Below are 21,006 nucleotides of genomic sequence, written 5' to 3' on the forward strand. Positions count from 1 at the left end.
TTTTTCGGGACAGCGATCCGACAGCACCGTTTCTCGTCGGCCATCAAAGCGTGGATTTCCGCCACATTCCGAGACAGCGGATCGCTGTCGCGGTGGAGGCAGGCAATGAAGCTGGTCCGTCACACCCTCCGCCTTCCCGTGGCGCTCGACAAGACCCTTCGGACGCTGGCCGAACGGCAAGGCATCAGCGCCTATGCAATGCTCCAGCGCAGCGTCAAAGCCGGTATCGCGACACAGATAAGCCCGCCAGCCCGCGACACTGGCAATGCTGGAATGGTTGCCGAACTGGCATCGGTCAGTACCCGTATGGTCGATGTCGAGCGGATGCTGGACCGGGCGCTGTTCACCGCCTGCGCCGCCTATTGCTATGCCCGCAGCGCGGCGACCGGCGCGCGCAAGAGCGATGAGGTCATCACCGCCGAGATCAACGCCGCCTATGATCGCCAGCGCAGACTCTCCCAGGAGAAGCGGCCATGATACAACCCCATGATCGCCGCATCCACGCAGACGCCTTGCGGCGACAATATCGTGGCAACCAGTGGTCCCGCTTCAAGCGGCAAGCCGGTATCATGCTGTCATCAGTTGTCCTGGGTGCAGTCGCCGCGCCTTATGCGACGCTGGATCAGAACAGGATGGAGGCCCTTTCCGCCTGGTCCGTGGCGAAGGCGAAGCTGTGGCTCGCTTCGGGCACGTTCGCCGATGCCGAAGTCAGCGTCCGCATCGGCGGCCAGACCTATTCCGGCCGGTCCGCTCGTGCCGTGGCCGCCCATCCCTATTACCGGCAGTCGGTTGAGATGGCCTATGCTGATGCCAAGCGCGGGGGCGAACTCGGCTTCGCCGCTTGGTTGTCCTGCCTGTTTCTGTTTCGCGGAGCCGTCCGGCGGCGGCATGAACGCGCCTTGCGGGATCGCGTCATCGCCGGAACCTTGGTCACAACCGAGAAGCAGCTTGCCAAGATGACCGGCGCCGAAGCAGATTCCCGCGCGCTCGCCATCGGCACAGTACCGATCCCGTCGCGGCTGGAAACCCGGCACTTGTCGATGATTGGCACGACCGGCTCAGGTAAGACCACGGCGCTGCGTCAGTTGCTCGACGGGATCGAGGCACGCGGCGAAGCTGCCTTGGTTTACGACACCAGCGGCGAGTTCATCGCGCATTACTACCGTCCCGAACGCGGCGACGTGATCCTGAACCCGTTCGACGCCCGATGCGCCTTCTGGTCGCCCTTCGCCGAGATCGCCCATCCCGCCGACGCCGACCGCATCGCGCACCAGCTTATCACCGAGACGGGCCAGAGTGACCGCGACGTGTGGCTGGAAACCAGCCGCATCCTTGTCGCCAATATGATCCGCGCCTTGTGGCGGGAAGGCAAAGGCACCTTGCCGGACCTGTTGGACGCGCTTCAGGACCGGACGAAAGACGACCTCAAAATCTGGCTGGCGGGCAGTTCGTCGGCGCGGACCTTCGCCGAGGATGCCGACCGGGCAACGGGCAGCGTGTTGTTCATGCTCGCCAAGGCCGCGAACCTGATCCAGTTCCTCCGCGCGGACGGCAGCGGCGGCGATCCTTTTGCCTTCCGGGACTTCATTCACGGGTTGGATAAGCGCACCGGGGCGCGCCCGTGGATTTTCGTCCCCCGCAAGGAGGATTATTTCGAGGCGTCGAAGCCTTTACTCGCCTGTTGGCTGGAATGCGCGGCCAGCGCCGTGCTGGGGCTGCCCCCCTCGCCCGACCGGCGCATCTGGTTCGTGCTGGACGAGCTGGCCGACCTACCCCGCGTCGATAATCTGGCGCGGCTCCTGCCCGAAGGGCGCAAGTTCGGGGCCGCTGTGGTGCTGACCTTTCAGGCGCTGGGCCAGATGCGGCATCGCTACGGGCCGCAGATCGCCGAATCCATGCTGGGCTGCTGCAATACCAAGCTGTTCCTGCAAACCATCGACAGCGAAACCCGGCAATGGGCCAGCCAGACCATCGGCGAGTGCGAGGTCGAAATCCAGACCATGACCGACGCGCTGGCCGAAGGTGACGATGAGGCCCACACTACCTTGGGGCGGATGCGCAAGATGCGGCCCGCCGTGCTGGAAAGCGAATTGCGCCTGCCCAAGTTCGAGGGCTTCCTACTATTCCCGGATGGCTTGCCGGTGGCGCGGATCAGGCTCACCGCCGATCATGTCGCGCGGCGCGGCGAGCCCCGCCAACCTGGATTCATTGCGGGCGATCCCGACACCACGCTTTGGAAGCAGAACGGAGCCGTCGCGCCCGCGCCGTCACCGACCCCGCCATCACCCCCCAGCGAAGGGCCGGTGTGATGGTGGCCTCCGTATCCGCGCTGACCAGTTCGGCGCAGGCCAGCAGCTATTATGAGGCTGATGACTATTATTCAGAGGACGGCCTTGCGCCTTCCGAATGGCAGGGCGCGGGCGCGGAGGTGCTGGGCCTGTCCGGCGAGGTAGACCGCGATCAGTTCCGCGCCTTGCTGGATGGCAGAATCGCCGATCAGCAGTTGGGCACCTTTCGCGACGGCCAGCTTGAGCATCGCCCCGGTTGGGACGTGACTTTGAGCGCGCCCAAGTCAATTTCCATCATGGCCGAGGTGGCAGGCGACCGACGGTTGATCGCCGCGCATGGCGAAGCAGTCAGAACCGCGATGGCCCATGTCGAGAAACATATGGCCGCCACCCGCGTCCGGGACGGCGGCACCGTCACTCGCGAGGCTACCGGCAATCTCATGATCGCCAGCTTTCAGCACGGCACCAGCCGCGCCCAAGACCCGCAGCTTCACACGCACAATGTCATCATGAACGCGACGCGGGACGAGGATGGCGCTTGGCGCAGCCTTGAGCCGCGCGCCATCTACCAGCTTCAAAAGCAGATCGGCGCGATCTACCGGCAGGAATTGGCCTTGAAGGCGCGCGAACTGGGCTATGAGATCGAGACGGGCAAGGACTCGCTGTTCGAGATCAAGGGCGTGCCCACCGAGGTGATGACCGCGTTCAGCACCCGCAGCGCCGAGATCGAGGCGGCATTGGCGGAACGCGGCACGTCCCGCGACACGGCCAGCGCCGTTGAGAAACAGGTCGCCACGCTCGACACCCGGCAAGCCAAGGTCGCGACCGATCATGCCTCCCTTGTTGCGGACTGGCGCGAGACGGCGAGCAAGGCCGGGTTTGGGCCAGAGGCACGTCTGGCGATGATTGAACAGGCCGAGGGCAAGGCCGCCGATCCTTCCCGTCGCGCCGATATGGATCGCGAAGCGACCATGGCGGATCGTGCCGTTGCCCATGCCGCCGATAGGCTGGGCGAACGGCAATCGGTCTTTTCCGCCGCCGCCTTGCAGGAAGAAGCCGGACGGATCGGGCTGGGCAAGATCGGTTACGCGCAGATTGGGACCGCCATAGAGGCGGCGGCGAAACAGGGCGAGTTGATCGACCGGACCTTTCAGGATCGGCGCGGCGCGGAATTTGCGGGGTTCACCACCCGCCAGAATGTCGAAACCGAATCCAAAATGCTGCGGATCGAGGTGGAAGGGCGCGGCGTGTTCGCGCCCATCGCGTCAGAACTTGCTGCCGCCAAGGCCATCGCTACCGCATCGGCACAGGCGGAACGGGCAGGTTTCGGTTGGAATGCGCATCAGCGCGCCGCCACCGAGCAGCTATTGACCAGCCGCAGTCGGATCACCGCCTTGCAGGGCTATGCAGGCACCGCCAAGACCACGACCGTCTTGGCGACCTTTGCCCGCGAGGCCGAGGCGCGCGGAATGGCGGTAACGGCATTGGCTCCCACCGCATCGGCGGCGATGGTGTTGGGCGAGGCACTGGGCACGCGCGGCGATACCGTCGCACGGCATCTGTTGTCGCCGGAGCGGCCCCAACCGGGCCAGCCCGCCGCGTGGATCGTGGACGAGGCTTCTTTATTATCCGCCCGCGATACCGCCCGGCTGTTCGACCTGGCCGACAAGCATGATGCCCGCGTTATCCTTGTCGGCGACGTGAAGCAGCTTGGTTCAGTCGAGGCGGGCGCGGCCTTCGCCCAGTTGCAGGGTGCAGGCATGGAAACCGCGAAGCTGGGCGAGATTGTGCGGCAGACCAACGATGCAACCAAGGAGGCCGTGCTGGCGTCCATCGAGGGCGATGCCAGGAAGGCGCTGGCCGCGCTGGATAATGGCGGCGGCCAGATCGTCGAGAATGCCGACCGCGCCGAACGCTTCGCTGCCATCGCTGAACGGTATGCGGCGCTAGACAAGGCCAGCCGCGCTCGCACCCTTGTCATCGAGCCGTCGCGCGAAGGTCGCGACGCGCTTACCGCCGACATTCGCGCCGCGCTTTCCAAATCGGGCGCACTCAACGGCCCCGCCGTCACCATACAGAGTCTCGCCAACAAAGGGCTGACCCGTACCGAGGCCCGTGATCCCACGAGCTACGACAAGGGCGATGTTGTCCGGTTCGCCTGCGACTATGCCGACAAGGGCGTGACGCGCGGCGAAGCCTACAGGGTAGAGAGCATCGACCCGGCCAAAGCCGCCATCACCCTCAAATCCGAGGATGGGCACGAGGTGGATTGGCGCTTGCGGCAATGGGGTGCGGGCAAGGTGCAGACGTTCACGCCGCAGACGTTGGACCTGAAAACCGGCGATAGCATCCAGTTCACCCGCAACGACCGCGAAGCTGGCCGGATCAACGGCGGACGCGGCGAGGTAATCGCCGTGGACGAGCAGACCCGCATCGCCACCATCCAGACCGCGCAAGGCAGGACGGAAACTCTCAATCTCGATTCCTCCCGCGACCAGCATATTGCCCATGCCTATGTGGATACAGCCTTCGCCGCCCAAGGCCGCACCGCCGATCATGTGATGATCCATGCCGACAGCCGCGCGACCAACCTTGTCGATCAGAAATCCTTTTATGTCGGCATTTCCCGCGCGAAAGAATCGGCCACCATCTTCACCAATGATCGCGGCAAGCTGGTATCCGCCATCAACGAACGCGCCGGACAGGTGCAAACCGCCATCGCGCAGGCCGTCATGGCCGCGCCAGCAGCCGACAAGGCAGCGGGGGCCGGAATGGGGTGAAGCCGGGAAATATGCCGCCACCCCGCGCGGTTGGGGATGACATCCGTAGTCCGCCCCTCTAGTTTCCCCGTTCGGGGGAAAACGCGGCAGGCATCCGCCACGCGCCGCACACCCGCACCAAAGAAAACAGGACTATGGCCGCGTAATGAACGCCGTTGAAATTGAAGAAGCTGTCTCCGCGCTGGCGGAACGACCGTTCGATGCGGCGGAATTTCCGTTTCAGTTCCTTGAAGCCTTCGGCAACAAGGAAACGACAATTAAGCGCCTGCGGGCAGCCAAAGGTTCTACGAACGCTTCCGATCTTCCCGGTGCGGTCCTGCAACGCAGTAATATCCATATCGCCGTCGCCGCGCCCAGCGAGGTTTCTGCTGCCTTCGCCGCACTGAAAGCCAGCCCGGCTACCACCAAGGCCAAGGCCCAATTCATCCTCGCTACCGATGGCGACACCTTCGAGGCGGAGGATTTGGCGTCGGGGGAAACCGTCGCCTGTCAATATGCCGACTTCCCGAACCATTTCGGTTTCTTCCTGCCCTTGGCGGGCATCAGCACCGTCAAGCAAGTGCGCGACAGCGCCTTTGACATCCGCGCCACCGCCCGGCTCAACCGGCTCTATGTCGAATTGCTGAAAGACAACCCCGATTGGGGCAAGGCGGAGCGCCGGGCCGAGATGAATCACTTCATGGCCCGGCTGATTTTCTGTTTCTTCGCTGAGGATACCGACATCTTCCACGGTGAGGGGCTGTTTACCGCCGCCGTGGACCGGATGAGCGCCAAGGATTCCGCCAATACCCATGAGGTGATCGGCGAGATTTTCAGGGCGATGAATGTGCCGACCAAGCATGAAGGCCAACTTGATGACCGCTATCGCCGGGCGGCAGGCATCCGTTCCTGGGCCGATGTTTTTCCCTATGTGAACGGCGGGCTGTTTTCTGGCAGCTTGGAGGTGCCGCGATTCAGCCGCATTGCCCGCAGCTACCTTATCCATATCGGCAGCCTGAAATGGACCCAGATCAACCCGGATATTTTCGGCTCGATGATCCAAGCCGTCGCCGACGATGAGGAGCGCGGCGCTCTAGGGATGCACTACACCAGCCGTCCCAACATTCTGAAAGTGCTGAATCCGCTGTTTCTGGATGACTTGCGGGTGCACCTGGCCGAGGCCGACGACAATCCGCGTAAACTGCTGAACCTGCGCAACCGCATGGCGAAAATCCGGGTGTTCGATCCGGCCTGCGGTAGCGGCAATTTCCTTGTGATCGCCTACAAGGAAATGCGCGAGATTGAGGCCGAGATTAACCGGCGACGCGGCGAGGCCGAGCGGAAATCGGACATCGAGCCGACCAATTTCCGGGGCATCGAACTGCGTCCGTTCCCCGCCGAGGTAGCGCGGCTTGCGCTAATTATCGCGGAATATCAGTGCGACGTGCTGTATCGTGGGCAGCAACTTGCGCTGGCCGAGTTCCTTCCGCTCAATGCCGAAAACTGGATTACCTGCGGCTAGATTGGTTGAGCATCTGCCCGCCGACCGGGCGCGGCGGCGGTAAGATTTACGCCGATGACCTGTTTGGCGCACCACTGGACCAGACACAGGTGGATTTCGCCAACGAGGGCGGCGAGACCTATATTTGCGGGAATCCACCCTATCTCGGTTCCACTTGGCAAGACAGAGAGCAGAAGGCCGAGTTAGAGGCGATTTTTGCACATCGCACGAAAAGCTGGAAATCGCTCGATTACGTTGCTGGTTGGTTTATGAAGGCAGCTGACTATGGCACGCAGACCAATGCGGCGGCGGCCTTCGTTTCCACCAATTCCGTCTGCCAAGGCCAGCAGGTGCCGATCCTGTGGCCGCTAATTTTCCAGACCGGCCATGAAGTCGCCTTTGCCCACACATCATTCAAGTGGGCGAACCTTGCCAGCCACAATGCCGGTGTGACGGTCGTCATTGTGGGCATCTCAAACCGCGTGGGCAAAGAACGGCTATTGTTCTCGGTTGCGGATGATGGAGGCTCCGTCGTCAAGGTTACCGAGAATATAAACGGATACTTGGTGCCTGGTCCAAATGTTGAAATCGCAAAATCTCCAACTCCGCTATCGTCTATAGCATCAATGGACAGGGGCAGTAGTCCCGTAGACGGGGGTCATCTTCTTCTAGAAGTTTTTGAGCTTCATCAGCTTAGATTAACGGAAAGCGAACGCCATCGGTTTGTCAGAAGAATTTTTGGATCGATCGAATTTATCCGGGGGCTTCAAAGGTTTTGCCTGTGGATTGGTGACGAGGAGCGGAACGATGCGATGGCAATCGAAGCGTTACGGGTTCGTATCGAATCCGTTCAGCGTATGCGCCTTGCTAGTCCAAAAGCCGCTACGCGCGACGGAGCAAACCACCCGCATCGCTTCGATGAAAAACGACAGCGGGGCGACGAGCGAATAATCACGATTCCGCGCATCTCTTCGGAGTCGAGAGAGTATCTTCCTGTTGGTATTTTGCCGCCAGGCGACATCATTACCGATCTGAATTTCGGTATCTATGATGCTCAGCTTTGGAACATGGCAATCATCGCATCACGCCTTCACCTCGTTTGGATTGCCACCGTATGCGGCAAGATGAAAACCGATTTTCGCTATTCCAACACTCTCGGTTGGAACACCTTTCCGGTCCCGACGCTCACGGAAAAGAACAAGGCCGACCTAACCCGCTGCGCCGAGGACATTCTGTTGACCCGCGAGGTCCATTTCCCGGCCACCATCGCCGATCTCTACGACCCGCAGAAGATGCCCGCCGACCTACGCGACGCCCATGAGCGCAACGACGAGGTGCTGGAACGCATCTATATCGGGCGGCGATTCAAGAACGACACCGAACGGCTGGAAAAGCTATTCGACCTCTACACCAAAATGAGCGCGAGAGCAGGAGCGCCCAAGGCGCGCAAGGCTGGGGGCGCATGAGTAGCCTGACCGACCTTGAAAAACGCTAAGGAGAAACAAAACCGATTGTCTGTGGATCATGGGGCCTCTGCGATTGGTTGAAGCTCGACCTGGAAGCCAAGCTTGGTGAGCTGGGCGACCAGACGCCTGGCTTTGCATTCGGCGGAGCGACGGTCGAAGTGGTCGATGCCAAGATCCTGATGTACGACGCCGTTTGTGAGCATGTGCCAGATCGCGGTGAGCATGGCGGCGGCGACCGCACAGATCGCTTTCTTGGGTCCCCGCCGGCTGCGCAAGCGGTTGAACTGCGCCTTGTAATAGCTGTCTTTCTTTTTCACGGCAGACCAGGCGCATTGGACCAGCACGGTCTTGAGCCAGCGCCCGCCCTTGCGCAGGTGCGAGGATTTGCGCTTGCCGGCGCTCTCATTCTGCCCCGGACACAGCCCGGCCCAGGCGACAAAATGCCCGGCGGTGGCAAAGCGGCTCATGTCGGTGCCGGTTTCCGCCAGGATGCTGGTGGCCGACAGGGTGCTGATGCCCGGCATCGTGTTGAGAAGATGGATCAGGGATCGAAAGGTGGCTCGCCCGGGCGCCACCTGCTGGTCCATGGCAGCGATTGCGGCATCAACTGCCCGATCGATCTCGATGATCGCCTTGTCCAGCGCGTCATACTGCTCGAGGTAGAGCCTGAGCATGAAACAGTGATGATCGGTCAGCCGCCCATGCAGCGCATCATACAGATGTTTGGGAGTGGCCTTGACCCGTCCATCGGCCAGGGCCGCCAGCCTGGCCGGATTGCGGATCCCGGCGATCATCGCTTCGATCATCCGGCGGCCCGACACGCCCATGATGTCGCTGATTACCGAATCCAGTTTGATATTGGCCTCTTCCAACGTCTTCTGGATCCGCTGGGTGTGGCGGGTCTGCTCCTGGATCAGCTGCTTGCGCATGCGCATCAGCGAACGCAGCTCCTGCGTCGCCTGGTCGGGAACGAAGCTCGCCCGGATCAGGCCACAGGCGACCAGATCGGCAATCCAGGTCGCGTCATTGACGTCGGTCTTGCGGCCCGGAACATTCTTGATGTGCGCGGCATTGGCCAGGATCAGATCGAAGGGGCCCTCGCTCAGGATATTCCACACCGGCTTCCAGTAGACCCCGGTCGCCTCCATCGCGACATGGCTACAGCCTGAGTCCGTCAGCCACGCCAGCAAGGACGACAGGCCCGCCGTCGTGGTCTCGAAGGACTGGCATTCCCGGCTTGTCTTGCCCTCCGACGCCAGGCGTACACAGCCCACGATCATCGCTTTGTGTACATCCAGACCAGCGACACGTTCGTGCATGATCTCCATCGAGACTCTCCTCTCACCAGTGCCGCCAGCGTGGGGACCTCACCGAAAAGAACTCTAAGGAACGCGCTCCAGGAACATGGCTGCTCCCTGGCGCCAATGGGGGTGATCGAGGCGCCCCGGGTCCAAACTACTTTACGGGCTCTCCAGCACCATAGCAAAAAGCAACCTCCGTGCTGACGACGTCGACATAATATCGCGCGGAGCGCAGCCCGACCAGTTTCAGTTAAGGGGGTCAGCCAAAGGCTGGTGCCGAACTACTTTGAAAACTTGCTTGGAATGGCGAGCGGCTATGTTCTGGACTACACCGACCAGACCTTTGCTGAGTTTTTCAACCGCTACCGTATCCAGATTCACGGCGCGAAATACCAAAGCTACGGCAGCTCGAAAGCCAAGAAGCTCCGTTCCTTTTGGGAACAAGAGCTGGACGCCGTTGTGAGTAAGGTCTTGTCCGAATTGCTGGACGCCTACGAGACGGTGTGCACGCTCAACGGCCAGCAAACCGACACCGTTGTTCTCGGCAAGGCACGGGCCATTGTCGCCCGGCTTGAAGGCAAGCCCGTGCCGACTCCGGCCACCACGGCTCAGACCGTAGATGACTTTCTGCACAGTGAGTTCACGATTCCAAATATCCAGAAACTCCCCGTCGAGGCCCTAGCAATCCCGATCATCGAGAGCCGCTTGGCCGAGGCTCGGACAGCTATGGGGGCTGGCGCGTATCTATCGACCATTCTGCTATGCGGAAGCGTGCTTGAAGCTGTCTTGCTTGGAGCCGCACAGAAGGAACCGGCCCGCTTCAATCGGGCGACGGCCAGCCCTAAGGCTGCGGATGGAACCGTGCGGCGGTTTCACGAATGGAATCTCGCCCAATTCATCGACGCAGCCACCGAGATTGACTTGCTCAAACCCGATGTAAAGAAATTCAGCCACGGTTTGCGCGAGTTCCGCAACTACATCCATCCATACGAACAAATGGCCTCCGGCTTTACGCCGGACCAACATACGGCCAAGGTTTGCTTTCAGGTTTTGAAGGCGGCGCTGGCTAGTGTCGCGGGGGAAAGACAATGACAATCGACAGGAAATCCGTCCCTTCCGTCTCGGTTTCCTATGCCCGCAACGGCGCATCCACCAAGGCCAACACCCTTGGGATGCGCGCCATGCAGGAACGCGCCTACGATAAGCGTGGCGAGCCGTATCTGCTTATCAAGTCCCCGCCCGCTTCGGGGAAAAGCCGGGCGCTTATGTTCATCGCGCTCGACAAGCTGGCGAACCAAGGCTTGCGGCAGGCCATCATCGTCGTGCCGGAAAAGAGCATCGGCGCGAGCTTCGCCGATGAGCCGTTGAGCAAATACGGCTTCTGGGCGGATTGGACCGTCACCCCCAAATGGAACCTCTGCAACGCCCCCGGCGAGGATGGTGGCAAGGTCAACAGCGTCGGCGCCTTCCTCGAAAGCGCCGACAAGGTGTTGGTCTGCACTCACGCCACCTTCCGCTTCGCGGTGGAGAAATTCGGCGTCGCAGCCTTCGATGACCGCCTGATCGCAGTGGACGAGTTCCACCATGTTTCCGCCAACCCCGGCAATAAGCTGGGCCTGCACCTTGCCGAGTTCATCGCCCGCGACAAGGTGCATATCGTCGCCATGACCGGCAGCTATTTCCGGGGCGACGCCGAGGCCGTGCTTTCCCCCGGCGACGAGGCGAAGTTCGATAGCGTCACCTACACCTATTATGAGCAGTTGAACGGCTATGAGTGGCTGAAACGGCTGGACATCGGCTATTTCTTCTATTCCGGGGCCTATGCCGACGACATCCTCGCCGTGCTGGATCAGGACGAGAAAACCATCATCCACATCCCCAGCGTCAATTCCCGCGAAAGCACCAAGGACAAGATCAAGGAAGTGAACCACATCCTTGATGCCCTTGGCACATGGGAAGGCGTGGACGACGCCACCGGCTTCCAACTGGTGAAAACATCAGCGGGCCGGACCCTGCGCATCGCGGATTTGGTGGACGACGATGCCAACAAGCGCGCCCGTGTCCTCGCCGCCCTCAAAGACCCGGCCCAGAAGAACAATCGCGACAATGTGGACATCATCATCGCCCTGGGCATGGCGAAGGAGGGTTTCGACTGGATTTGGTGCGAACACGCGCTGACCGTTGGCTATCGCGCCAGCCTGACCGAGATCGTTCAGATCATCGGTCGCGCCACCCGCGACGCGCCGGGCAAGACTCATGCCCGCTTCACCAACCTGATCGCCGAGCCTGACGCTTCCGAAAGCGCGGTGACGGAAGCGGTGAACGATACGCTGAAAGCCATCGCCGCCAGCCTTCTTATGGAGCAGGTATTGGCCCCGCGCTTCGAGTTCAAGCCGAAGAACCCGGCCACCAGCAGCGCCACGCCCGGTTTCGACTATGGCGAGGGCGGCTACCAGCCGGATAAGTGCAATGTCGGCTTCCACGAAGAACGCGGCATTTTCCAGATCGAGATCAAGGGCCTTGCCGAGCCGAAATCCACCGAGGCCAACCGCATCTGCCGCGAGGATTTGAACGAGGTGATCGCCACCTTCGTTCAGCACAAGCCCACGATGGAACGTGGCCTGTTCGATGAGGAACTGGTGCCCGAGGAACTGACGCAGCTTCGCATGGGCAAGATCATCAAGGACAAATATCCCGAACTGGACGAGCAGGACCAAGAGGCCGTGCGCCAGCACGCCATCGCCGCTCTGAATCTCACCCAGCAGGCCGCACGCATCGCCGCCGGCGACGCAGGCGGTGAGCCGAGCGCCAATACCGCCCTGATCGACGGCGTGCGCAAATTCGCAATGGACGTGCGGGAACTCGACATCGACCTGATCGACCGGATCAACCCGTTTCAGGAGGCCTACGCCATTCTCGCCAAGACCATGAGCGAGGAGAGCCTGAAACAGGTCGCCGCCGCCATTGCCGCCAAGCGCACCAGCCTTTCGCCCGAGGAGGCGAAAGACCTTGCCCAGCGCGCCGTCCGTTTCAAGAAAGAGCGCGGGCGGCTCCCGTCCATTTCATCAACTGATGCTTGGGAAAAGCGCATGGCCGAAGGTGCGGCGGCCTTCGTGCGCTATAAGGATGAGGGCCGCTATGACCGACCTTAACCTTGATGAATTGCGCGACGAACTCGCCGACTTCGCCCAGCCGCAAAAGAAGGGCGGGCGCGCGCCGCGCGATGAGCGGATCATTGCCGGGTTCGAGGAAGTGCAGCGTTTCGTGGACGAACACGGCCACGTCCCTCGCCACGGCGAGGGCAACGACATCTTCGAGCGCCTTTACGCAGCGCGGCTGAATCGTCTGCGCGCCTTGGAGGAATGTCGCGCTTTACTGACCCCGCTGGACCGGCAGGGGCTGTTGGCCGGGACCGCCGCCACCGCCGCACCGGATGACGAAATCGGCGAGGACGAATTGCTGGCCGAACTGACCGGCGCGGCGGGCGACGTCAGCATTACCGAGCTTCGTCATGTGCGCACCGCTGCCGAAAAACGCGCCGCCGAGGAAATCGCCAACCGCGAGCCGTGCGAGGATTTCGACCGCTTCAAACCTTTGTTCAGCGCCTTGCAGGCCGACATCGACAGCGGCGCACGCATCACCCAGCCCATCCGCAAGGATGCCGGTTTCCTAAAAACCGACATCCGAGAAGGCGAGTTTTTCATCCTTGGCGGCCAGACCGCCTATGTCGCCGAAGTGGGCGAACTTATCAAAGCGCCCAACGGCGAAAGCGATGCCCGGCTTCGCGTCATCTATTCCAATGGCACCGAGAGCAACCTGTTGCTCCGCTCCCTACAACGCGCGCTCTATAAAGACGACGCCAGCCGCCGCGTGTCCGAGCCGAGTGCCGGGCCACTGTTCGCCAGCGAAAACGAGGCCGACGACCTCGCCAGCGGCACCATTTACGTACTGCGCAGCAAATCGGACAATCCCATTGTCGCCGCCAACCGCGAGGTGCTGCACAAAATCGGCGTCACCGGCGGCGATGTCGCCAAGCGTATCGCCAATGCCAAGCTGGACCCGACCTTTTTGATGGCCGACGTAGAGATCGTCGCCACCTATACCCTTTACAACATCAACCGCGTGAAGCTCGAAAACCTCATCCATCGCATCTTCGCGCCCGCACAACTGGATATTGAGATCAAGGACCGTTTCGGTAATCCGGTTGTGCCGCGCGAATGGTTCCTTGTCCCGCGTTTCGTCGTGGATAACGCCGTGGAGCGGATCAAGGATGGCACGATCACCGGCTACGTCTATGATCCAGCAGCGGCGCGACTGGTGCGGCAAAAAGAAAAACCGGGGGAACGTCCATGACTTCAATGCCGGGGGATGTTGTCAATCGCATTAAGCGGTTGCAGAACGGGTGATCTTGATAGACGGAGAGCGCTTGGGCGAGGTCTTTTTCATTGAAGAGTAAGACAACGGCCGCCTTGACGCCTTCGCGCCAAAGCCCCGGTCAGTGCGCGGCCAGAGTGTCGATCCCAGAAGCTACCGCCAGCGAAGTTCCTGCCGATGGGTCTGAAAGACTGGGTCTGGGACGAAGCCGTCGCCTGCATACGCGTCACACGCCAGATAATTGCACTGGCCGCTTCCTTTAAGAAAATCTATTCGGTTCAATGGTATGACTTGATTCGGGCCAAGCTATAGGATTGAGGGCGTTGTAGAGAGGGGGTTTGATGCTGCGTCAACTTGAGGCAGTCCAATATGTTGCCAAGATTGGTAGCGGCAAGACGGAACCGGCCATCATCGTTGGGGAGACGCCCGACGGCGAAACTATTGAGGTGGTTGGAAAGCTTGCGTCCGCCTGTGAGCGAAAGACCAACGCGCTCGCGATCGAGGTGATCGCAGCCTGTCTTGCTGGCTCTTTGGGGTTACCAGTCCCAGAACCCTTCATTCTGACTATTTCTCCAGAATGGAAAGCCACCTTGCCATTCGAATATGCGAGCAAGATCACAACTGGAGACACATTGGCCTTCGGTTCTAAGCTTGTATGGCCGCAGTGGCCAACCTGGACCATGGGTCATAAGGTGACAGAAAAGATGGCACAGACTGCTGCTAGCATTTTCGCGTTCGATGCCTTTGTGGACAACGTCGATCGCAGAGAAGGAAACTCGAACTGCCTTGTAAGTGGCGATGATCTCAGAATTTTTGACCACGAGCTTGCTTGGCCTCCTCCGCTGCTGTTCGCCAAAAAGCCATGGATGCCGGAGGGCCTTTCCTCGATCGCACAGCCAGGAAACCATATCTTTCGAAATGAGCTTCGGGCACGGCCAATAGACCGCGCGGCCATCCGCAGTGCATGGGCAGGGTTGCAAGATGCTGATATAACCGCCTATGGCGCCGCAATTCCGGCCCACTGGAGGGATGACGCTTTTATAAACGATGTTCTCCAGAAAATTCGGGACGTGCGGGATAACATTGATGGTTGCATGGACGAGTTCGAACGGGTGCTGAAATGAGCAGTAGAAGAGCCTACAGCTATAGCATTTTGCGCTACGTTCATGACGTCGTGACCGGTGAGTTTGTGAACATCGGCATCGTATTTTTTGCACCGGCGACGCCTAGCGCTGGGCCGGTAGTGAAATACGATTTCAAAGACAGGATCGGTCGGATACGCGGCATGTTTCCCGATCTGGATCGGGATGCCTTTCAGGCTGCTGTCCATTCGCTTCGTCGTCGCGCGTCAGGAGTAGCGAAAGAGGCGGAGAAGGAAGATTTATTTTCCGACTTTAAGAGCGTCCTGTCGGTTGCCCATCGCATTCTGCCACATGATGGAAGCGCTCTGCAGTGGGCAGAAGCAGGGACCGGTATAGCTTCCGACCTTGATGCCACCTTCCAGCGCATATCGCATCGGATGGTCGGCAACTATGACAAGCGCCATGAAAGCCGCCGCACAGATGATGATGTATGGCGGCCTGTAAGGCAGGCGCTGCATGATCGCCATGTGCCAATCGAATTTGAACCGAAGGCCATTATCGGATCGGTTGATATAATCGAATTTAAGCATTCATGGAAAAATGGCAAAGTTCATGCCTACGAACCCCTGTCGTTTGATCTGGCGGACGCAGAAAACATCAAGGATAAGGCCCGTCGTTGGATGGGGCACCTATCTGCGGCTCACATCGGGTCCAGGGAAGATTTCAAGGCATATTTTATCGCTGGACAGCCCTCAGATCAGACGCTGATGCCTGCCTATCTCAACGCAATCGAAATCCTACGAAATGCTCCTGGTCAGCCAGAGGTCTACGAGGAAGGCGATCTTGATCGTCTGGTTGACATGATCGAGGACGATTACCGTCATCATATCGCAGCAGGCTAAGGCACCTTCGGCACCTCACCCTGCCTCTGACGTTCACCAATTATGGTAAACGATAGCCATTCTATCCTGCCGTGCCTTTGTCGCTTTCCAACCGCTCGACTTCGCGTTCCAGCACGTCCCGGATGAAAGCCGCGCGCCGCTGACGCCCGACTAGCTTGTCAATTCGTTCGCCTAACCCTTCGGGCAAACGAACATTGGTCGATTTCAAGTTGAGCGGCTGAGAACGGCGGTGCAAAATTAGACCACGGTGGCGGCGGCGAAGTGCTGCTGCGGGCGGCGTAAAAGTCGTCCACTTTGCCTTCTTTGCGCGAGCAGGGAGGGCGTGGAGATATATACCGTGGATCTTTACCTGAAGGTGCGTCTTGCTTGCGCGGGCGGCATGAGCCAGCGTGAGGCGGCGAAGCATTTCAACGTATCGCGCGACACGGTCCGCAAGATGCTGTCGTATTCGGAGCCCCCCGGTTACCGCCGGACGGCGGCGGTGCGGCGGCCCAAGCTGGAAGCGTTCGTTCCGATCATCGATGCATGGCTTGATGGTGACCGTCAGGTTCCGCGCAAGCAGCGTCATACGGCGAAGCGGGTATTTGACCGCCTTCGCGAAGAGCACGGTTTCACCGGCGGCTACACGATCATCAAGGATTACATCCGACAGCGCGAGCAGCGCAGCCGGGAGATGTTCGTGCCGCTGGCGCATGCGCCCGGCCATGCCCAGGCAGATTTTGGTGAGGCCATGGTCGAGATCGGCGGTGTTGTGCAGAAGGCGCATTTCTTCGTGCTCGATCTACCGCACAGCGACGCCTGCTACGTGCGCGCCTATCCCGCTGCCGTTGCCGAGGCATGGATGGACGGCCACGTGCACGCCTTCGCGTTTTTCGGCGCGGTGCCGCTGTCGATCGTCTACGATAACGACCGCTGCCTGGTCTCGAAGATCCTGCCCGACGGCACGAGGCAGCGCGCCCGGCTGTTCAGCGGCTTCCTGTCGCATTACCTGATCCGCGATCGTTACGGCCGTCCCGGCAGGGGGAACGACAAAGGCAGTGTTGAAGGGCTGGTCGGTTATGCTCGCCGCAACTTCATGGTGCCGATCCCCCGGTTCGCGACGTGGGAGGCGTTCAACCTGTGGCTCGAGGAGCAATGCCGCAAGCGTCAGAACGACCGGCTGCGGGGCGAGAGCGAGACGATCGGCGAGAGGCTGAAGCGCGATCTGGCGGCGATGCAGGAACTGCCGGCTGCCCCGTTCGAGGCTTGTGACCAGACCAGCGGCCAGGTCTCGTCGCAGGCGCTGGTGCGTTACCGGACCAATGATTACTCGGTGCCGGTGCGCTTCGGCCATCAGGAGGTATGGATCCGGGGCTATGTCGGCGAGGTGGTGATCGGCTGCCGGGGCGAGGTCATTGCCCGTCATGTGCGCAGCTACGAGCGCGAGGACGTGATCTTCGATCCCATCCATTACCTTCCCCTGATCGAACAGAAGATCAATGCGCTCGATCAGGCAGCGCCCCTGCAAGGCTGGCACCTGCCCGAAGCGTTTGCAACGCTGCGCCGCCTCATGGAAGCTCGTATGGGCAAGCATGGTCGGCGCGAGTATGTGCAGGTGCTGCGTCTGCTGGAGAGCTTCACGCTTGCCGATCTGCATGCGGCCGTAAAGCAGGCTCTCGATATCGGGGCGATCGGCTTTGATGCCGTGAAGCATCTCCTGCTGTGCCGGGTGGAGCGCCGACCACCCCGATTGGACATGGCGATCTATCCCTATCTGCCCAGAGCCAGGGTGGAGACGACATCGGCGCGCTCCTACATGCAGTTGCTCTCGGGCGATGCGAAGGATGCGGCATGAGCAGTCCGTCCCCCGAGCTGTTACTGGCCAGCCACCTCAAGACGCTCAAGCTACCAACCTTCCTGCGCGAGCATGACAAGCTGGCCCGGCGATGCGCGGCCGAGGGCGCAGATCACGTCCGCTACCTTGCCCGGCTTGTCGAACTGGAGCTGATCGACCGGGAACGCCGGATGGTCGAGCGCCGGATCAAGGCTGCGAAGTTCCCGGCCGCCAAGAGCCTCGACAGCTTCGACTTTGCCGCGATCCCCAAGCTCAACAAGATGCAGGTGCTGGAACTGGCACGCTGCGACTGGATCAACCGCCGCGAGAACGTCATAGCCCTTGGTCCCTCGGGAACCGGCAAGACCCATGTGGCGATCGGCCTCGGCCTTGCCGCCTGCCAGAAGGGCCTGACGGTCGGCTTCACCACCGCGTCCGCGCTGGTCAGCGCGATGATGGAGGCACGCGACGAACGCCGCCTTCTGCGCCTCCACAAGCAAATGGCCGGATACAAGCTCCTCATCATCGATGAACTGGGGTTCGTGCCGCTCTCGAAAACCGGCGCGGAACTGCTGTTCGAGCTGATCTCGCAGCGTTACGAGCGCGGCTCGACGCTGATCACCAGCAACTTGCCGTTCGACGAGTGGACCGAAACGTTCGGCTCCGAGCGCCTGACAGGCGCGCTCCTCGACCGGCTTACCCACCACGTCTCCATACTCGAGATGAACGGAGAGAGCTATCGTCTGGCCCAAAGCCAGGCGCGCAAGGCACGCTCCAACCCCTGACAGAAAAGACCATCCGTGTGTTGGCGACCCCCACTCGGGCTACGCCCTCGCGGCGCTCGCCAGCACACGGATCACCCGGCCTGATTTTGCGCCGCCCAATGGCCGACTTTTACTCCGCCGTTGACAGCGGCGGTCTTCCCATATAGTTGTCGTAGCCGCGCATGGCACCTGTTCAACCTGAAGCAGAATAAGCGGTGCCGCTTATTGCATATTTCCTACCTTTCGCGCTATAAGCGGTGCCGGTTATACGTTCCGGTGCGGCTACTGCGCGTCGGAAGGCTGAAGGAAGGAAGGCTGATGAGTTTACGCAACCTCCCACCGCGCGATTCGAAAACCGTCACTTCCAGACGCGCATTGCTACATGGCTTGACCGTCGCGCCTGTCACCGCATCGGCAATCGCCTCGCCTTGGGCAAAGGCTTTGGCATCGCTGCACCGACGTTATGAGGACGAACCGGCCACCCTTGTTCGGACCAAGATGGGCCGCGCGCTCAGCCGCGACCGCTATGATAGCGCGGAAATCGCCTTCGCTCCGATCGAGGCGGGTTTCTTTGCGCGAGACGTTCGCGTGACGCTGCATCAGGCGGGGGCCATCGCCAAGCTGGCGCTGTGCGCTTATCTTCTGGACATTGGTTTTCCCGATGACTGGAACGCGGCGCATATCCGGCAGGACATTGCGAAGGCGCTGGCCTACGCCAACGCTACTGGGTTTGGGCATGACTGCCCTGACATGGCGCAGCTTGCGGTCATTCTCTCACCCTATTGGAAATGGGGCTATCCGCATCTGATCGGCGACCCGCCGATGAATGACGGCGGCTTCACGCCTGATCGGGTCCGTCCGCTTGTGCGCACCTTGCTGGACCGCGTGGCTGACGTGACCGGCCACCCGCGCCCGCAGGGATTTAAGCGCCGCCAGCGGGAGGTGCTGTCATGATGTTGCGCACCGATGCCGACCATCTGCCCGTGCCGATTCGAGCAGAGCTTCTTCGCGTGGCAACGATCCTGTTCGAGGCATTCGAGGAAACAGCCAAGGGCAGGCTGTCGCAGCAGTATCGGGCGGGTCGGATTCTGACGCTGATCCTGCATGGCCCCCATGCCGAACAGGGTTGGGAGCAGGTCGCACCGGGAGAAGCGCTCCGCCTGCTGATGATCGTCAATTATCCCCGCCTCGCCCGCAGTGAAGGCGACTGGCGGCTGGTGCGGGAACGGTTGCGCCGCGCATGGGAGTTTGGCGAGATCACCCGCCCGGTGCGGCTGACCGTCGAAAGTCTGGAGCGGATCAACAGCGCTCTTGTCGAGGGCGTTCCGCATTTCGTCACCATCGCGGAGCAGGGAATAGCCCTTTACCAGATGGATGGCCTGCGCCTGCAAGCGCCGCGTCATCTCCCCGTGCGCGACCGGGCCATACGCGGCGTCGCGGAGTATCGGCGTTGGCACAGGAACGGATGCGATTTTCTGGCGGGCGCGATCTTCTACCGGGATCAGGGCAACGCGCCGATGGCGGCGCTGCTGCTGCATCAGGCGTGCGAACATTTCTATCAATGCGTGCTGTGGTCGATCACCCTCCACGGCCCGCGCACCCACGCGCTGGACGAATTGCGCGAAGCCGCCGAAGCGCTCGACGCGCGCCTGTGTTCAGCGTGGCCGCGAGTCAGCCGGTTCGAGCGCCGCGCCTTCGGTTGCATCCGCCGAGCCTATGTCGAGGCGCGCTATGGGCGATCCTACCGCATCTCGCCGCAGGAACTGGCATGGGCGTTCGCGCGAGTCGAAATATTGGCGGAACGGGCGGCGTGCGTCTGCGCCGATCATCAAGCCTCGCTTGTCGCAGGGCCACCAGCGCCGACGCTCCCACCACCCGCAGAAGAAGCCACGATTATTACGCTTCCCCAGCCCATCCACTGCGCCAATATGCCGCGACGGACATGGCGGATTGTGCACCACGCGCGCCCGTCGCGGGTCCGATGGAATCGGCTCATTCCCGTTCACCGTTTCTGGCGTTCGGACAGGTTCATGCGATGGGTTGACCGTATCCCCTTGGCTATGATCGGCCTGTGTTTCTTTATGGCTGGCGCGGAGGCCCTATGGCAGGTGAGGTCCGTCTATCCAGCGCAGGCAGCCCGTTCCAAACCCGCCGACCCGTCCGCCGTGTTGGACTTCAATGTGCGCGCAGATACGGTGCTGGGCGCAGTCATGGTCGTTGCAGAGCGGGCGGGCTACCGCGTCAAAGCCAACGAGGACATTTGGGCGGTACGTTGGACCGGAGCCTATCGCGCCAAGGCAACGACCTTCGACGCGCTGGCGGACATTCTCTATGGCTCCGGCCTTTGCCCTGCCATCAGGGACGACACCATTACCGTGCGCTATTGCGACAAGAGCCGTCCACCGATTGTCGCGACGGTTGAATATATGGCGGAACCCGATGGGAGATTGCGTTTCGGGCGCACAAGAATGTTTGAGGAAAATCGCGCGAACGAATCGGTCGGCTGACAAAATCAGTCGGGATTGCAGTGTTTCAGGCGCTCATTCCGCAAAACTGCCTTTTCCAATTCAAAGTTGAGAGAAATTTGCCTCCATTCACTCAAACTGACTTTTTCAATCGCAAATTGAGTTCCTCAATCCTAAAATGCCAACACAGCTTCCGGTCATCCACTCAACGCCCAGCTTATGGGTTGGGTTAGCTGTAACCTTGCTTCCCAACACCGGCGTTCGAACCGCTGCAAGGAGCAGCCTGCCGAT

Annotated in this window: 14 protein-coding genes and 2 pseudogenes; 15 read left to right on the forward strand and 1 reads right to left on the reverse strand. The window is 61.0% G+C overall.

Annotated elements, in window-relative coordinates; genetic code table 11:
- The first annotated feature begins 105 nt into the window (after positions 1-105).
- From HUK73_RS09215 to HUK73_RS27135, 6 genes and pseudogenes are all read left to right on the forward strand, one after another.
- On the forward strand, positions 106-477 hold the full coding sequence (locus HUK73_RS09215; RefSeq protein WP_176591632.1) for a hypothetical protein: 372 nt from the start codon (positions 106-108) through the stop codon (positions 475-477).
- Positions 474-2,309: a type IV secretion system DNA-binding domain-containing protein gene (locus HUK73_RS09220; RefSeq protein ID WP_176591633.1), complete on the forward strand. Its 1,836-nt coding sequence runs from the start codon at positions 474-476 to the stop codon at positions 2,307-2,309. The genes HUK73_RS09215 and HUK73_RS09220 overlap by 4 nt, the downstream gene beginning before the upstream one ends.
- On the forward strand, positions 2,309-5,068 hold the full coding sequence (gene mobF, locus HUK73_RS09225; protein WP_176591634.1) for a MobF family relaxase: 2,760 nt from the start codon (positions 2,309-2,311) through the stop codon (positions 5,066-5,068). Before HUK73_RS09220 ends, mobF begins: the two co-directional genes overlap by 1 nt.
- A gap of 145 nt (positions 5,069-5,213) precedes the next feature.
- Positions 5,214-5,639 (forward strand): annotated as a pseudogene (locus HUK73_RS27125) (type IIL restriction-modification enzyme MmeI); the annotation flags it as partial.
- A gap of 68 nt (positions 5,640-5,707) precedes the next feature.
- Positions 5,708-7,675, forward strand: a pseudogene (locus tag HUK73_RS27130) (DNA methyltransferase); the annotation flags it as partial.
- On the forward strand, positions 7,673-8,014 hold the full coding sequence (locus HUK73_RS27135) for a type IIL restriction-modification enzyme MmeI (protein ID WP_369805464.1): 342 nt from the start codon (positions 7,673-7,675) through the stop codon (positions 8,012-8,014). The pseudogene HUK73_RS27130 and the gene HUK73_RS27135, both read left to right, overlap by 3 nt.
- Before the next feature lie 56 nt (positions 8,015-8,070).
- On the opposite strand, the gene HUK73_RS09235 is transcribed toward HUK73_RS27135, so the two are convergent.
- Entirely contained in the window at positions 8,071-9,342 is a 1,272-nt protein-coding gene (locus tag HUK73_RS09235; protein WP_176591635.1) for an IS110 family transposase, read from the reverse strand.
- Between the two features lie 246 nt (positions 9,343-9,588).
- Here HUK73_RS09235 and HUK73_RS09240 point away from each other — a divergent pair, with 246 nt between their 5' ends.
- The 9 genes from HUK73_RS09240 (at position 9,589) to HUK73_RS09280 (ending at position 20,757) form a co-directional block, all read left to right on the forward strand.
- Positions 9,589-10,407, forward strand: a complete 819-nt coding sequence (locus HUK73_RS09240) for a hypothetical protein (protein WP_176591636.1) — start codon at positions 9,589-9,591, stop codon at positions 10,405-10,407.
- On the forward strand, positions 10,404-12,467 hold the full coding sequence (locus HUK73_RS09245) for a DEAD/DEAH box helicase (protein ID WP_176591637.1): 2,064 nt from the start codon (positions 10,404-10,406) through the stop codon (positions 12,465-12,467). The genes HUK73_RS09240 and HUK73_RS09245 overlap by 4 nt, the downstream gene beginning before the upstream one ends.
- Positions 12,454-13,668: a GIY-YIG nuclease family protein gene (locus tag HUK73_RS09250; RefSeq protein WP_176591638.1), complete on the forward strand. Its 1,215-nt coding sequence runs from the start codon at positions 12,454-12,456 to the stop codon at positions 13,666-13,668. The genes HUK73_RS09245 and HUK73_RS09250 overlap by 14 nt, the downstream gene beginning before the upstream one ends.
- 362 nt (positions 13,669-14,030) lie before the next feature.
- A complete protein-coding gene (locus HUK73_RS09255; protein WP_176591639.1) occupies positions 14,031-14,813 on the forward strand; it encodes a HipA family kinase in 783 nt (260 codons plus the stop codon).
- Positions 14,810-15,673, forward strand: a complete 864-nt coding sequence (locus HUK73_RS09260; protein WP_176591640.1) for a DUF3037 domain-containing protein — start codon at positions 14,810-14,812, stop codon at positions 15,671-15,673. Before HUK73_RS09255 ends, HUK73_RS09260 begins: the two co-directional genes overlap by 4 nt.
- A 337-nt stretch (positions 15,674-16,010) precedes the next feature.
- Positions 16,011-17,507 (forward strand): IS21 family transposase, encoded by a 1,497-nt coding sequence (istA, locus tag HUK73_RS09265; RefSeq protein WP_082430708.1) that lies wholly within the window; start codon positions 16,011-16,013, stop codon positions 17,505-17,507.
- Complete coding sequence (gene istB / locus HUK73_RS09270; protein WP_054944222.1) at positions 17,504-18,271, forward strand: IS21-like element helper ATPase IstB; 768 nt, start codon at positions 17,504-17,506, stop codon at positions 18,269-18,271. Before istA ends, istB begins: the two co-directional genes overlap by 4 nt.
- A 297-nt stretch (positions 18,272-18,568) precedes the next feature.
- Complete coding sequence (locus HUK73_RS09275; protein ID WP_176591641.1) at positions 18,569-19,204, forward strand: hypothetical protein; 636 nt, start codon at positions 18,569-18,571, stop codon at positions 19,202-19,204.
- Complete coding sequence (locus HUK73_RS09280) at positions 19,201-20,757, forward strand: HEPN domain-containing protein (protein WP_176591642.1); 1,557 nt, start codon at positions 19,201-19,203, stop codon at positions 20,755-20,757. Before HUK73_RS09275 ends, HUK73_RS09280 begins: the two co-directional genes overlap by 4 nt.
- Positions 20,758-21,006: the final 249 nt, after the last annotated feature.

Source organism: Sphingobium sp. EM0848 (genome assembly GCF_013375555.1).
GTDB lineage: Bacteria > Pseudomonadota > Alphaproteobacteria > Sphingomonadales > Sphingomonadaceae > Sphingobium.

Bases quoted from the DNA above. Each gene is read 5' to 3' on its own strand.
- HUK73_RS09245 (WP_176591637.1), top strand. From the start codon at position 10,404: ATGACAATCGACAGGAAATCCGTCCCTTCCGTCTCGGTTTCCTATGCC.
- HUK73_RS09260 (WP_176591640.1), top strand. From the start codon at position 14,810: ATGAGCAGTAGAAGAGCCTACAGCTATAGCATTTTGCGCTACGTTCAT.
- HUK73_RS09220 (WP_176591633.1), top strand. From the start codon at position 474: ATGATACAACCCCATGATCGCCGCATCCACGCAGACGCCTTGCGGCGA.
- HUK73_RS09250 (WP_176591638.1), top strand. From the start codon at position 12,454: ATGACCGACCTTAACCTTGATGAATTGCGCGACGAACTCGCCGACTTC.
- HUK73_RS27135 (WP_369805464.1), top strand. From the start codon at position 7,673: ATGAAAACCGATTTTCGCTATTCCAACACTCTCGGTTGGAACACCTTT.
- HUK73_RS09280 (WP_176591642.1), top strand. From the start codon at position 19,201: ATGATGTTGCGCACCGATGCCGACCATCTGCCCGTGCCGATTCGAGCA.
- istB (WP_054944222.1), top strand. From the start codon at position 17,504: ATGAGCAGTCCGTCCCCCGAGCTGTTACTGGCCAGCCACCTCAAGACG.
- HUK73_RS09255 (WP_176591639.1), top strand. From the start codon at position 14,031: ATGCTGCGTCAACTTGAGGCAGTCCAATATGTTGCCAAGATTGGTAGC.
- mobF (WP_176591634.1), top strand. From the start codon at position 2,309: ATGGTGGCCTCCGTATCCGCGCTGACCAGTTCGGCGCAGGCCAGCAGC.
- HUK73_RS09275 (WP_176591641.1), top strand. From the start codon at position 18,569: ATGAGTTTACGCAACCTCCCACCGCGCGATTCGAAAACCGTCACTTCC.
- HUK73_RS09235 (WP_176591635.1), bottom strand. From the start codon at position 9,342: ATGGAGATCATGCACGAACGTGTCGCTGGTCTGGATGTACACAAAGCG.
- HUK73_RS09215 (WP_176591632.1), top strand. From the start codon at position 106: ATGAAGCTGGTCCGTCACACCCTCCGCCTTCCCGTGGCGCTCGACAAG.